Origin of the sequence: Peptoniphilus sp. (genome assembly GCF_050943655.1) — a bacterium.
Lineage (GTDB): Bacteria > Bacillota > Clostridia > Tissierellales > Peptoniphilaceae > Peptoniphilus_A.
In genome coordinates this window covers 1-14,005 of the sequence record NZ_JBMNPQ010000040.1, presented here as the reverse complement: position 1 = coordinate 14,005, position 14,005 = coordinate 1, and the positions used below count along the sequence as shown (strand labels likewise).

Below are 14,005 nucleotides of genomic sequence, written 5' to 3'. Positions count from 1 at the left end.
TCTGTCAAGGGCATAAGCTCCTACGCCCCTTGACAGGTCCTTTTAAAAATTTATACTTGTAGTGCAATCAAATCATTTTTCTGTTTTTGTCATTAAGGTTTTTCTATGATTATAGTATACCACCTTCGCCTATGCGTCTTGATGAAACAACCTAAAGGAGAGAATTACATCAAAACTCATTCGTGTTAAGACGATGACACATCGCTCCCACAACTCTACAGATCCTTCGACGCGGAAAATAAATTTTCCTTGCTCAGAAGGACGCCCCTCACACTCCGTCATTCCGAGCGAGCAAGGCGAGCCGAGGAATCTGCCCCTTCTGGAGAAACAGCCTATGCGTCTTGACGAGATAACCTAAAGGAGAGAATTACATCAAAACTCATTCGTGTTAAGACGACAACACATCGCTACCACGACCCTATAGATCCTTCGACGCGGAAAATAAATTTTCCTTGCTCAGGATGACGTTGGAAATGGTCTTTCTCCGATGTCATAATGAAATTATTACACTCGACGTTGTCTCCTGCCCGTCATTCCGAGCGAGCATGGCGAGTCGAGGAATCTGCACCTTCTGGAGAAACGACCTATGCGTCTTGATGAAACAATCTAAAGGAGAGAATTACATCAAAACACATTCACATCAAGATGACAACACATCGCTACCACGACCCTACAGATCCTTCGACGCGTAAAATAAATTTTCCTTGCTCAGGATGACGTCTAATGGGGTGTTCGCCATTTAAGTTGTTAAATCATAGACATAGTGACGACCCATGTGAGCCATGACCCCTACACTCCGTCATTCCGAGCGAGCAAAGCGAGTCGAGGAATCTGCACCTTCTGGAGAAACAGCCTATGCGTCTTGACGAGATAAACTAAAGACTTATATTTAACATAAATTTATTTTAAAACTGCGTTTTGTATTCCCGATGCGAGGAAGGGAAGGGGGCTTCCGCTTACGCGCTGCGATTGTCCCCTTCCCTCTCCTCGCGCTCTAACCTAACCCCCAACGCCCACTTCGGAGAACGTGTTGAACTTACCTGACTTTTAGTCATCCGCAAAAAGCCTAAATTTCATAACTCGCAGGTTGTAATTTTTGTTAAGTTTTTTCTCTATAGCTTTTTTCTTTAACTCAAGGTGGTTATTGTGGCTTGCTCAAACAAATGAAATTTTTAACGGCTTTTTGCGAAACTCGTCTGCCGCATATTACTCCTAAACACTTCATCAATAAGGCGATGACACATCGCTACCACGACCCTATAGATCCTTCGACGCGGAAAATAAATTTTCCTTGCTCAGGATGACGTTGGAAATGGTCTTTCTCCGATGTCATAATGAAATTATTACACTCGACGTTGTCTCCTGCCCGTCATTCCGAGCGAGCATGGCGAGTCGAGGAATCTGCACCTTCTGGAGAAACGACCTATGCGTCTTGATGAAACAATCTAAAGGAGAGAATTACATCAAAACACATTCACATCAAGATGACAACACATCGCTACCACGACCCTACAGATCCTTCGACGCGTAAAATAAATTTTCCTTGCTCAGGATGACGTCTAATGGGGTGTTCGCCATTTGAAGTTGTTAAATCATAGACATAGTGACGACCTATTTGAGCCATGACCCCTACACTCCGTCATTTCGAGCGAGCAAGGCGAGTCGAGGAATCTGCAAAGTTAACGAGCAAGACCTTATCGTCTTAAAGGATCTACGTAAAGGAGAAAACATCAAAACTCATCTGTAGCATATAACTCCTAAACACTTCATCAATAAGACGATGACACATCGATCTCACGACTCTACAGATCCTTCGACTACGTCGTCGCTGTGCTCCTCCTCCGCTCAGGATGACTTCGAAATAGATATTCTCGAGATATAATGTGAAAATTTATAGCACCATGAAACCCCAACTCACCAAACTCCCAATAAAAAAAGAGTTTTAACAAAGTCAAAACTCTCTAATCTCAAATATTTAAAAATTCTTTTTCAACAATTTCTGTAAGCTTTTCAACGGCCTCTTCTTCGTCCACACCGTCAGCATAAATTGTTATTTCTTCACCGATAAATGCGCCCAAACTCATTATACCAATTATGGATTTTCCGTTGACCTTCTCTCCATGTGCCTCTAAATTAATATCACTTGTAAATTTATTTGCTTCACGTACAAATAAAGCCGCTGCTCTAGCGTGGAGTCCGTCTTCATTGTTAAGTACTACTGATTTACTTTTCATTAATATCACCCCTTAGATTGTCTGCGATTTTCTTAATTTTTTTAAATCTATAATTTACTGTTGATTTAGAAACTTGCGGTGTTAAAATTTCTGCAATATCCTTTAGGCTTAAATATCTATCATTTAGCCTAATTTCCGCCAGCTCTCTTAGATCATCATCTAAATTTTCTATTCCCAGTTTCTCATCAATTATTTTAATGTCTTCAATTTGATCGTAAGAAGATTTTACAGTTTTGGAAAGATTTGCCGTCTCGCAATTTACGATTCGGTTCACATTGTTCCTCATGTCCTTTATCACTCTTATATTTTCAAATTCCAACATTGATCTGTAGGCACCAATAATTGAAAGTAAGTCACTTATCTGCTCCGCCTCTTTTAAATAAACTACAAATTTATCTTTTCTCTCTATTACCTTTGAGTAGAGTCCAAAAGAGTTTATCATCTCTTGCAAAAAGTTGGCGCTCTCTTCATTTTCAGCGACAAATTCCAAGTGGTAGTTTTTTTCAGGATTTGTTACAGAGCCCGCCCCTAAAAAGGCGCCCCTTATGTAGGCCTTTTTCTCTTTTGAGCTTTGTGTCAGCTCATAGGGCAAGTAGTTAATAGTAAATACGTTTTCACCTCTAATATATTTTAACTCATCTAAGAGCAGTCTGCAAGACTCATTATCGTCTATATTGATAATGTATAAGTTTTTGCTAAGCTGTTTAGATTTTACATTGCTGACTTCAACATCAAATCCAAATGACCTTCTTAGAAAAGTAAAAACACGTCTGGCTGTAGGTGCGTTTTCTGTAACATACTCAAGTCTAAGGCCATTGTGAGTGTAATATAATTTGGAACACATTGGTGTAAGGCCTGAGAGTTCAGATAATATTAAACCCTTCTCATCTACTTTTAACTTGGCAACTTCGTCTTTTACCTGGGAAGAAAAGCTCATAAAATCACCTCAACATCTCCACAGTATTTCGCCCGTCAAATATTTTAACAGATTTCATCTGTGAAAACAATTATATACATTATAACAGATTTTTAAATCTTTTCATCAAATTTCACCAATTTTTTACAGAAAAATAATGTATTTATTTGCTCTGTTTCTCATTGTGGTTTATATATCAAATTATGGAATAATTTTTGAAAAAAACATAAAAAAAGTCCGGAAAACTTTTACCGGACTCTTTTCTTTTAAATTATTTAGTTTCTTTTGCGTTGTTTGTATTTTCTTTTGCTGAATTATTTGCTGCATTTGTTTTTTCATTTGCCTTGTTGTTTTTTGCATCTTTAGCATTATTTTTTTCAGTCTTTGGTTTTTCGATTACGCCATAATCTTTAAATTCATCTGGAAGCTCTACTTCTTTTTTAGTGTCAGCATAAACTTTAATTTTTGCTTTTTTGTGTAGGTCTTGTAGATATTTAGTGAATTTTTCTTGTTGAACTAATTGTTCGATTTGAGCCTTTACATCTTTAAATTCAAGTGGCTTTTTGTCTTCAAGTTTAATTACATGGTAACCGTAATTTGTGTGAATTGGTTCAGAGATGTCTCCGACTTTCATCTTTGCTATTGCTTTGTCAAATTCAGGAACCATTTGTCCATTTGTAAATTCTCCAAGTGATCCGCCATTTTCTTTTGAACCTGGGTCAAGAGATTTTTCTTTTGCTATCTTTGCAAAGTCTCCACCTTTTTTGATTTCTTTTCTGATTAAGTTAGCTTCTTTTAAGTCACTAACTAAGATGTGAGATGCTTTTGCCTTGAAGAAAGAATCTTTGTTGTCGTCATAATATTTTTGAATTTCTTCTTCTGTAGGTTTAAGTTCTTCTAATTTTTTCTTAGTGTATTCACTAGTCATCTTTTGTTTTTTGATGTTTTCTTTTAAGAATTCTTCAGGCATGTTGTTTTGTTTTAATAGAGACTGAAAAACTTCATCTCCACCAAGTTGATCTTTCATTGCTTGAATTTCTTTATCTGCATCTTGATCAGTTACTTCGATGCCCATTTTTTCTGCATCTTGTCTTACCATTTCTGTTTCAGTTAAGTCTTGAATAGCTTGTTCTCTAAGTAATTCGTCTGTAGTCTTTCCAGAATTTGGCTCAGTTTGTTGTAATACATCGTCACCATATTGTGATCTAAATTGGTTTGCACGAGCTGCATAAGATTTGTAGTACTCTTCCATTGGAATTTCAACTCCACCAACTTCTGCTGCAACTCCAGGTTTTTTTCCGCAGCCTGCAAGGGATAGAGCCATTACAGCTGCTAAAGATACTGCTGATAATCTTTTTATAAACATAGTTCTCTCCTTCTTACTAATTTAATCCATTTATCTATTATACACTATATTTAAGATACTTTTGTGTCCTTTTTGTGTAAATTCACAATTGCTATTAACTTTTTAAGTTCCTCAATTGGATATTTTAACTTGCTAACTTTTATTATATTTGTCTCGCCAAGTGAGTATTCAATATTTTTAAACTCATTATTTAGTTCCATAATCGCCTCAAGAGAAATCTCTCCTGAAATTTTAATTTCATAGACTTTGTTCTTTTCTATAATCGACTCGATTCTCGCCTCTTCTGCCTTGTATTTTAATAGAGCGATATCCATTAAGTTTGTAACTTCTTCTGGAAGGTCTGAGAACCTATCTATTAGTTCGTCGATTAAGTCTGAGTAGGACTCTTCACCATCGATTACTGAAATCTTTTTATAAATTTCAAGACGCTCTCTGTCGTCTTCGATATATGACTTTGGTATGAATGAGTCTATCTTTAAATCTATTGTGGCGTTAAATTCTTCTTTTGGCTCAATGCCCTTTAGTTTTGAAATTGCATCTTTTAAATATTTCATGTATAGGTCGTAACCAATCTGCTCGATGTGACCAGACTGTCTCGATCCAAGTATTGATCCAGAACCTCTTATTTCAAGGTCACGCATTGCGATTTTGTGTCCTGAACCAAACTCTGTAAATTCTTTAATTGCAGTGAGCCTTTTTTCTGCAACTTCAGAAATTGCAGCGCCCTTTTCATAAGTGAAGTAGGCGTAGGCAATTCTTGATGATCTGCCGATTCTTCCTCTAAGCTGGTAGAGCTGAGAAAGTCCAAGTCTATTGGCATCAGTTATAATCATCGTGTTTGCATTTGGAACATCCATCCCAGTCTCGATAATTGTGGAACATAAAAGCACATCGACTTCTCCGTTTACAAAGTCAATCATGGTGTCTTCCAAAACTTTTTCGCTCATCTGTCCATTTGCCATTGCAAAAGTCGCCTCTGGCACAAGTGCCCTCAATTCTCCAAGTTTATTTTCCATGTTGGCAACTTTGTTGTAGACGTAGTAAGCCTGTCCACCTCTATCTATTTCACGAAGTATTGCCTCGCGAACTAAGAGGTCGTTATATTCCATTACATATGTTTCAACAGGAAATCTTTCTTCAGGAGGCTCGTCTATTACAGACATGTCGCGAATTCCAATCATGGACATTTGAAGAGTCCTTGGAATTGGAGTTGCAGTAAGTGTAAGTGTGTCCACATTTTCTTTAAGCATCTTTAGCTTTTCCTTGTGACGAACTCCAAACCTCTGCTCCTCGTCAATTATAAGAAGCCCCAAGTCCTTAAACTTTACGTCCTTTGAAAGAAGTCTGTGAGTCCCGACTATGATGTCAATTGTTCCATTCTTAAGACCCTCTAAGTCTTTTTTCTGTTCTGCCTTGGACCTAAATCTTGAAAGAAGACCTATCCCAACGGGGAAGTTTTTAAATCTATCCACCATTGTGTTGTAATGTTGCTGTGCAAGTATTGTGGTTGGTACCAAAAATGCAACTTGCTTTCCATCTAGGACTGCTTTAAAGGCAGCGCGAAGGGCAACTTCAGTTTTTCCATATCCAACATCGGCACAAAGTAGCCTATCCATTGGCCTAGTCTTTTCCATATCCTCTTTAATTTCTTCTGCACTTTCAAGTTGTCCGTCGGTTTCTTCGTAGATGAAGGCATCTTCAAATTCTCTTTGGTATTCATTGTCCTTACTAAAAGCAAATCCAGGAGTTGACTGTCTCTTTGCATATAGTTCGATAAGCTCATCTGCCATGTCGTCGATGGACTTTTTCGCCTTGGATTTTTTCTTCTTCCACTCAATTGAATTTAATTTGTTTACCTTTGGAGGTCTCTCTCCGTCGTGAACATATTTATAAATTGAGTCCAAGTTTTCTATTGGAAGAAATAATCTGTCGTCGCCAGAATATTCTATTACGATGTAGTCTCTTTGAATATTTTGAACAGTTAATCGAGACGTTCCCACATATTTTCCAATACCGTGCTCCTCGTGGACAACATAGTCGCCAATCGATAGATCTTCGAAATTTAATTTTTTATTGTTTTTCTTTTTTCTCTTTTTCTTCTTGGCATAAGTTCCATAGACTTCGGAATAATTTATAAAAACAGTCTTTGAATCTGAAAACTCAACTCCACTGGATAGAGAGCCAACTGTAACGATTAAATTTATATTTTTCTTGTCATCGTCTATTTTTTTTGCCAAAAATGGCGAGTATCCAATTTCTATTAAGTGGTCAAAGAGCCTCTTGGTTCTCTTTTCAGTTGAGCCCAAAAGTATTACCTTAAAATTATTTTTAAGATAATAATCCAAATCTTCTTTAAAGAGTTTTATCTTCGCGCCGTATGATGTTACAGATTTTAATTTTAAATTAATAATGTCCTTTGGTTTAAACTCGCGCGGCGGTTTTAGGATGCTGTTAAAAGTCACAATTTTTCTAGTTTTAAGATTAGAAATAATATCATTGTAATTATAGATTACATCGCTGTGCGCCTTTGTGACTTCTCCATGACTTATTAAATTTGTAATCTTCTCGTTATTTTGTAGCTGAATTTCTTCTTGTCTTTCCAAAACCCTGTTTGGCTCTTCGATGAAAAATATGAAGCCCTCCATGTAATCAAGAAGTGACGATACCTTGTCTTCTTCGACATAGGGAAGAATTAAATCTGTGTTATTTACATTTTCTTTAAGGCTCAGCTTGTCGATATATTTTCCAAACTTCTCCTCGAGTCTATCTTTTTCTTTTCCCTTAAGCTTATTCTTGGACAAGTCCTTTTTTATTTTTTCGGCAATTTTTTCCTTTTCATCTTCATTTAGTATCAAGTCGATTATTGGAAAAATTTCTATCTCGTCTAAGATTTCAATGGACCTTTGGCTCTCCAAGTCGAAGGTTCTTATTGAATCAATTTCATCGTCAAAGAGCTCTATACGGTAGTTGTCATCTCCCGTTGAGATGTCAATTATTGAACCCTTGATAGAAAACTGGCCAACACCTTCTACATATGGGTATCTCTCATAACCCATCTCGACTAATTTTTTAGAAAATTCTTCTAAATCAATTGTAGAGTCTCTCTTTAGTTCTATTTTGCTATTTAAGTAAGTCTCTTTATCAGAAATCTTTGCAGTTAAAGCATCAAGAGTTGTCACTACAATATTTGCCCTTCCCAGTGCAACTTTTGAAATTGCCTCAAGTCTCTTTTTCATATTCTCCTTAGATTTTGAATCTCTGTCATAGAGAAATAAATCTTTTTCAGAATACAAAACGCTCCCAAGCTCAGATATATTTTGTATATCTTCATAGAACTTGCGAGCTGCCACTCTATTTTGAGCAATTATACAGATTTTTTTATCATTCGCCATGGCCATGGCATAAAGAGATATGGCGGGCCCCTCTGATCCAAAGACTCCAATATTGTCATTGTGAATTAGAGATGTATCTAAGTTTTTATAAGAGACTAAATTGTCTACAATTTTAGATAAAAAATTCATGCTAAACCCTCAATAAATATTGTTGTTGTAATTATTCATGGCCCTATCTATGCCATCTGTTACAGCTTCAATTACAGCATCTGCGCAAGCCTCGATGCAAGCGTCAATGTGTTTTTTATCCTTCGCTGGAAAATTAGACAGCACAAAAGAAGCCAGATCTTCATTTGGATGTTTCTTTCCAACACCAATTTTAAACCTCGCAAAATCCTTGGACCCTGTTAAATTAACTATTGACTTTAAGCCGTTGTGAGTTCCAGCAGAGCCGTTCTTTTTGATTTTTAGCTGTGCAAACTCTATGTCGATGTCATCTGCTATTACAAATACATCTTTCGGCTGTAATTTATAAAAATTTAAAACTTCAACTATTGACTCGCCAGAATTATTCATAAAAGTTTGAGGCTTTAGGAGAATTACCTTTTCATCGGCAATTCTTCCTTCTCCCAAAAGCCCCTTAAATTTAATCTTATTTACTTTTATATTTAATTTATCTGCAAGTGTATCAATAGTTCTAAAGCCCACATTGTGTCTTGTGGCCTCGTATTTTTTGCCTGGATTGCCAAGCCCAACTATTATATACAATTAATCACCTTATTCAAACATTTCACTTACTGATGTTGATGTGTTGATTCTTCTGATTGCTGATGCAAATACTGGTGCAACTGATACGATGTCGATTTTGTCGATTTTCTTGTCTTCAGGAAGTTCAATTGTATCTGTTATTACAAATTTTTCTAGTGAAGAATTTTTGATTCTTTCAATAGCAGGTCCTGAAAGCACACCGTGAGTTGCTGCTCCATATACATATTTTGCTCCACGCTTTTTAAGTGCGTCGGCAGCTTGTGTAATTGTTCCAGCAGTGTCTGCAATGTCATCTACTAAAATTACAGATTTGCCATCAACATCACCAATAATATTCATAACTTCACTTACATTTGCCTTTGGACGGCGTTTTTCTATAATTGCGATTGGAAGATTTAATTCGTTTGCGAATTTTCTAGTTCTTGTAACTCCACCAAGGTCTGGAGAAACTACTACGAACTCATCTTCTTTTACAATTTCTTTAAAGTATGCTGCAAGGTATGGAACTGCAGTCAAGTGGTCAACTGGAATGTCGAAGTAACCTTGAATTTGTCCAGCGTGAAGGTCCATTGCAACAACTCTATCTGCTCCAGCTTTTGTCAAAAGATCTGCAACAAGTTTTGATGTAATAGGTTCTCTTGCCTTAGTCTTTCTGTCTTGTCTTGCGTATCCGTAATAAGGGATAACAGCGTTGATTCTTCCAGCTGAAGCTCTCTTTAATGCATCGATTAAAATTAAAAGTTCCATTAAATTGTCGTTAACAGGTGATGAAGTAGATTGGATAATAAAGCAATCTTTACCTCTTACAGAAATCCCAATATCTATAGAAATTTCTCCGTCAGAAAAAGTCGAAACAGTGCACGCGCCCTTTTCAATTCCTAGTTCCTTTACAATTTTATCAACTAAACTAATATTAGAATTGCCTGTAAAAACAAGTATATCTCCATTAACAGTACTCATATTATCCTCCTATTTCATAAATCCTTTTCGAAGTACCCAACCATCTATATTCTTTTGTTCAGCTCTTTCAAGGGAAAGCTGTCCCTTTGAAACTTTTTTAGTAATTGTTGATCCTGCGGCAATATATGCGTTCTCCTCAACTTCAAGAGGAGCAACAAGATTTGAATTTGATCCAATAAAAGCATGATCTCCAACTACAGATCTAAATTTTTCACGTCCGTTGTAATTTACAAAGACTACGCCACAGCCAATGTTTACGTCACATCCAATATCTGCATCGCCAACATAGGCAAGATGACTCATCTTAGAACCGTCGCCAACATTTGAATTTTTAATTTCAACAAAGTTTCCAACTTTACAATTTTTACCCACATTTGAATTTGGTCTTAAGTGAGCGTAAGGCCCAACTGTTGTTCCAGAACCCACTGTTGAACTTTCGATTTCAGAAGACTTAATTGTTACTCCCTCATCTATTGTAGAATTATAAATCTTAGAATCGTAGATAACTGTTCCAGTTTTTATTACAGACTTTTTGTCTATATAAGTGTTTGGATAAATTGTAACATCTTCTTCAATTTTTGCACCAAGTTCAATATAAGTTGATTTTTGATCTATTAAAGTTACTCCGTTTATCATATACTCTTTATTAATCTTATCTCTTAAGATTTCTGAAGTATTTGAGAGCTCGTATCTTGAGTTTACGCCCAGGATCTCGTGTGGGTCTTTAATTTTAAAAGATCCTACCTTTTCTCCGGCGCTTACTAATATTTCCAATGCGTCAGTTAAGTACATTTCACCAGCTGCATTGTCAGTATTTAAATTGTCGATTGCGTATTTTAATGCACTTCCCTTGAAGGCAAAAATACCTGAATTAATCTCGCGAATTAATTTTTCTTTTTCATTGGCATCTTTTTCTTCAACAATTGCCTTTATATTTGCATCTCCATCGCGGATGATTCTTCCGTAATTAGTTGGATCAGGCATATCGGCAGTTAAAACTGTCATCGCGTTTTCTCTACATTCGTGATACTTTAAGAAACAATCTATTGTAGAGTCAGAAATAAGTGGCGTGTCGCCATTTAAAATAATAACAGTATCATCGTCGTTTATTTCACTAACTGCATTGGAAACTGCAAAGCCAGTTCCATAAGGAAAGCCCTCTCCAATTGGTTGCTCAATAAAGTCCACATCAGTCTCATCATGGAATTTTTCTTTTACCTTTTCTTTGTTATGTCCAACAACTACAATGTTTTTTTCTGTAGAGGCCTTTTTGCAGGCATTTAGGACATAAAAAAGCATAGGTCTTCCCAATATTTCATGAAGAACCTTTGGAACTTTGGATTTCATTCTAGTTCCCTCTCCTGCTGCCAGGATAATCGAAACTTTCATACAACACCTCTTCTTATTTTGCTTATTCTATTATAACGAAGAAAGCCTCTTTTGTTCAAGTTATAATGTAAATTAATTTATATAATTGCTAGTAGAATAATATACTTGACAAATTTAACAAACAATACTATACTTGAAACCAATATTTAATATAAATATGAGGTGCGTTCAAATGAAACTTGCAGAGATTAAAAAACTAAATAATGTTAAAACTTTCTGCTGTTGTTCTATAAATAATTTTATAGGACTTGTTTGAATGTTTAATCGTAAATTGTTTATTTGGGACATGTGATTAATCATATGTCCTTTTTTTATTACGTAAGTTAATCTTCCTCATGTAAAACTTAAAGCATGGTGGGGTTCTTATTGAAAAAGGAGTAATTAAGATGAAAAAATTATTAGACACAATTGGAAAATCAAATTTAGTACAATTACAACACATTGGAGACGGTAGAATTTTTGTAAAAGTGGAAAAATCAAACCCAGGCGGATCAATTAAAGATAGAGCTGCACTTTACATGATTAAGGGAGCAATCGAAGACGGAAGCCTTAAAGAGGGCATGAAAATCGTCGAGCCAACAAGTGGAAACACAGGTATAGCCCTTGCACTAATCGGAAAGAGCTTGGGATATGAAGTTGAACTTGTTATGCCAAGTTCCATGTCCATCGAAAGAAGAAAATTAATGGAAAGCTACGGCGCAAAAATTATTTTGACAGGTGAAGGTGGAATGCAAGCATCAGTTGACAAGGCTCTTGAGATGGCAAAAACAGGAGACTACTTTATGCCAAACCAATTTGAAAATAAATACAACGCCCTAGCTCATGAAAAGACAACTGGCCCAGAAATTTATGAAGACTTAAAAGAAATCGGAGGATTTATCGCAAGCTTTGGAACTGGCGGAACAGTCACAGGAGCTGGCAGATTCTTAAAATCAAAAGATGAAAATATAAAAGTTTGGACAATTGAACCAGAAGAGTCACCACTTCTTACAAAGGGCGGAGCAGGTCCACACAAAATTCAAGGAATTGGGGCAAACTTCATTCCAAAAGTTCTTGATCAAAAAGTACTTGATAAAGTAATCACAGTAAAATCAGACGAGGCAATTGAAATGGCAAAGAGACTTTCTCGCGAAGAGGGACTTTCTGTTGGAATATCAGCTGGAGCAAATGTGGCAGGAGCACTTAAAATGTTAGAAGAAGTGGATGGCAATATCGTAACAGTTGCACCAGACACTGCCGAAAGATATATGTCTACAGAATTATTCCAATGAAATTTTTTAGAGAACTTCGCGACTATGCGAAATTTATATTAAAAAAAGACCCAGCCTGCAGGAGTATCTTCGAGGCAATCTTCATGTACCCAATAGTAAAGTGCATGATTAGACACAGAATCGCCCACCACTATTATCTAAAAGGCCACACAACTCTTGCGCGCTGGATTTCACAAAGGGCGAGGAAGAAGACGGGAATCGAAATTCATCCCGGTGCGAAAATTGGCAAAAATTTATTCATCGACCACGGAATGGCTGTAGTAATTGGTGAGACTGCAGAAGTGGGCGACAACTGCCACATGTATCACAACATAACTCTTGGCGGAACGGGATTTGAAAAGGAAGTCAAGAGACATCCAACAGTTGGAAATAATGTTATAATTGGAACGGGAGCAACAATACTTGGCCCGGTAAAAATTGGAGACGGTGCGCGAATTGGTGCGGGAGCTTTGGTCTTAACAGACATCCCGCCGAATTCCACAGCCGTTGGAATGCCGGCAAAAGTTGTTAAATTTCACAGCCCCGAAGAAAATGAAAATAATTAAAGGAGAAATATGTTTTATATAGGAAGTCATTTAAGTACATCTGATGGTTACGAAAAAATGGCAGAGACAGCTCTTTCAATATCTGCCAACACATTTCAGTTTTTCTCGCGTAACCCGCGCGGTTCAAGGACAAAGGCAATCGATAAAAAAGATTTGGAGAAGATGGCAAAGATTTTAAAAGAAAATAACTTTGGTCCCATACTTGCCCATGCGCCCTACACGCTAAACCCATGCTCTAGCACAGAACGAGTTCGTGAATTTGCTGGGATGGTTTTAAAAGAAGACTTGGAAAGACTTGAAGCTTTTCCAAAGGCTTATTACAACTTTCACCCAGGTTCACACACTGGAATGGGAGCTGATAAAGCAATTGATGTAATTGCAAATAAGCTTAATGAAGTCATGACAAGTGACATGAAGACAATAGTTCTTCTTGAAACCATGGCGGGAAAAGGTACAGAAGTTGGAAGAAACTTCGATGAAATCGGCGAAATAATAAAAAGAGTAGACAACAAAGAAAAAATTGGCGTGTGCATGGACACTTGTCACGTGCACGAAGCAGGATACGACATCGTAAATGATCTTAACGGAGTGTTAGAAGAGTTTGACGAGAAGATTGGACTTAAATACCTCTATGCAATTCACCTAAACGACAGCAAAAACGAAAGAGGCGCCGCAAAAGATAGACACGAAAAAATTGGCGAGGGAAAAATTGGTCTTGATGCAATTGAGCGAATAATAAATCACGAAAAACTTCGTGACCTTCCATTTTATCTAGAGACACCGAACGAACTTGACGGTTATAAAAAAGAAATCGAACTCTTAAAAAGTCTTAGAAAATAAAAAAGCACTGTTGCAAAGCATAAAGTTCTGCAACAGTGTTTCTATTTAATTTCCAAGAATTTTTATTAAAAATGTATCGAAAAATGTTTTAAGTAAATACACAATAATCTGTATAATTATAATTGTTCCAACGGAAGACTTAATAGAATAAATTGCATTTGTTTTTATTAAATCCCAAGATATCTTTTTTCGGTTAATAAATAAATACAGCAAGTTTATGGCTAAATATATTAAGAGTACCTTGTAAAAAATCTCGCAGCAAAACTTTTGAAATCAATAGCTCCATTAAAAATACTTATAAACACGAAAAATAAAATTATATACTCCATTTGACTCTTCGGGTCTAATATCAATTTCTTAAAACATTTTTCGATACATTTTTAA

Annotated in this window: 10 protein-coding genes; 3 read left to right on the top strand and 7 right to left on the bottom strand. The window is 36.4% G+C overall.

The features are described from left to right. Positions 1-1,967 precede the first annotated feature (1,967 nt). From ACOX6R_RS05065 to glmU, 7 genes are all read right to left on the bottom strand, one after another. A complete protein-coding gene (locus tag ACOX6R_RS05065) occupies positions 1,968-2,234 on the bottom strand; it encodes an HPr family phosphocarrier protein (protein ID WP_433447918.1) in 267 nt (88 codons plus the stop codon). Further along, complete coding sequence (gene whiA, locus ACOX6R_RS05060; protein ID WP_433447916.1) at positions 2,224-3,171, bottom strand: DNA-binding protein WhiA; 948 nt, start codon at positions 3,169-3,171, stop codon at positions 2,224-2,226. The genes ACOX6R_RS05065 and whiA overlap by 11 nt, the downstream gene beginning before the upstream one ends. Before the next feature lie 250 nt (positions 3,172-3,421). Continuing rightward, positions 3,422-4,516 carry a peptidylprolyl isomerase gene (locus ACOX6R_RS05055; protein WP_433447914.1) on the bottom strand — a complete coding sequence of 365 codons (1,095 nt, stop codon included), beginning with the start codon at positions 4,514-4,516 and terminating at the stop codon, positions 3,422-3,424. A 50-nt stretch (positions 4,517-4,566) separates the two neighbouring features. After that, positions 4,567-8,037: a transcription-repair coupling factor gene (mfd, locus tag ACOX6R_RS05050; protein WP_433447912.1), complete on the bottom strand. Its 3,471-nt coding sequence runs from the start codon at positions 8,035-8,037 to the stop codon at positions 4,567-4,569. A 9-nt stretch (positions 8,038-8,046) separates the two neighbouring features. Next, entirely contained in the window at positions 8,047-8,616 is a 570-nt protein-coding gene (pth, locus tag ACOX6R_RS05045) for an aminoacyl-tRNA hydrolase (RefSeq protein ID WP_433447910.1), read from the bottom strand. Positions 8,617-8,625: 9 nt separating this feature from the next. Continuing rightward, on the bottom strand, positions 8,626-9,576 hold the full coding sequence (locus ACOX6R_RS05040) for a ribose-phosphate diphosphokinase (RefSeq protein ID WP_433447908.1): 951 nt from the start codon (positions 9,574-9,576) through the stop codon (positions 8,626-8,628). A gap of 9 nt (positions 9,577-9,585) precedes the next feature. Beyond that, entirely contained in the window at positions 9,586-10,965 is a 1,380-nt protein-coding gene (glmU, locus tag ACOX6R_RS05035) for a bifunctional UDP-N-acetylglucosamine diphosphorylase/glucosamine-1-phosphate N-acetyltransferase GlmU (RefSeq protein ID WP_433447906.1), read from the bottom strand. Positions 10,966-11,351: 386 nt separating this feature from the next. Here glmU and cysK point away from each other — a divergent pair, with 386 nt between their 5' ends. From cysK to ACOX6R_RS05020, 3 genes are read left to right on the top strand one after another with little or no spacing between them, the layout of a single operon-like run. After that, positions 11,352-12,236 (top strand): cysteine synthase A, encoded by an 885-nt coding sequence (gene cysK / locus ACOX6R_RS05030; RefSeq protein WP_433447904.1) that lies wholly within the window; start codon positions 11,352-11,354, stop codon positions 12,234-12,236. Next, positions 12,233-12,781, top strand: coding sequence for a serine O-acetyltransferase EpsC (gene epsC, locus ACOX6R_RS05025; RefSeq protein WP_433447902.1), 549 nt, complete (start codon positions 12,233-12,235; stop codon positions 12,779-12,781). The genes cysK and epsC overlap by 4 nt, the downstream gene beginning before the upstream one ends. Before the next feature lie 9 nt (positions 12,782-12,790). Then, a complete protein-coding gene (locus ACOX6R_RS05020; RefSeq protein WP_433447900.1) occupies positions 12,791-13,621 on the top strand; it encodes a deoxyribonuclease IV in 831 nt (276 codons plus the stop codon). Positions 13,622-14,005: the final 384 nt, after the last annotated feature.

Coding starts and splice junctions, on each gene's coding strand:
- ACOX6R_RS05065 (WP_433447918.1), bottom strand. CDS start 2,234: ATGAAAAGTAAATCAGTAGTACTTAACAATGAAGACGGACTCCACGCT.
- whiA (WP_433447916.1), bottom strand. CDS start 3,171: ATGAGCTTTTCTTCCCAGGTAAAAGACGAAGTTGCCAAGTTAAAAGTA.
- ACOX6R_RS05055 (WP_433447914.1), bottom strand. CDS start 4,516: ATGTTTATAAAAAGATTATCAGCAGTATCTTTAGCAGCTGTAATGGCT.
- mfd (WP_433447912.1), bottom strand. CDS start 8,037: ATGAATTTTTTATCTAAAATTGTAGACAATTTAGTCTCTTATAAAAAC.
- ACOX6R_RS05040 (WP_433447908.1), bottom strand. CDS start 9,576: ATGAGTACTGTTAATGGAGATATACTTGTTTTTACAGGCAATTCTAAT.
- glmU (WP_433447906.1), bottom strand. CDS start 10,965: ATGAAAGTTTCGATTATCCTGGCAGCAGGAGAGGGAACTAGAATGAAA.
- cysK (WP_433447904.1), top strand. CDS start 11,352: ATGAAAAAATTATTAGACACAATTGGAAAATCAAATTTAGTACAATTA.
- epsC (WP_433447902.1), top strand. CDS start 12,233: ATGAAATTTTTTAGAGAACTTCGCGACTATGCGAAATTTATATTAAAA.
- ACOX6R_RS05020 (WP_433447900.1), top strand. CDS start 12,791: ATGTTTTATATAGGAAGTCATTTAAGTACATCTGATGGTTACGAAAAA.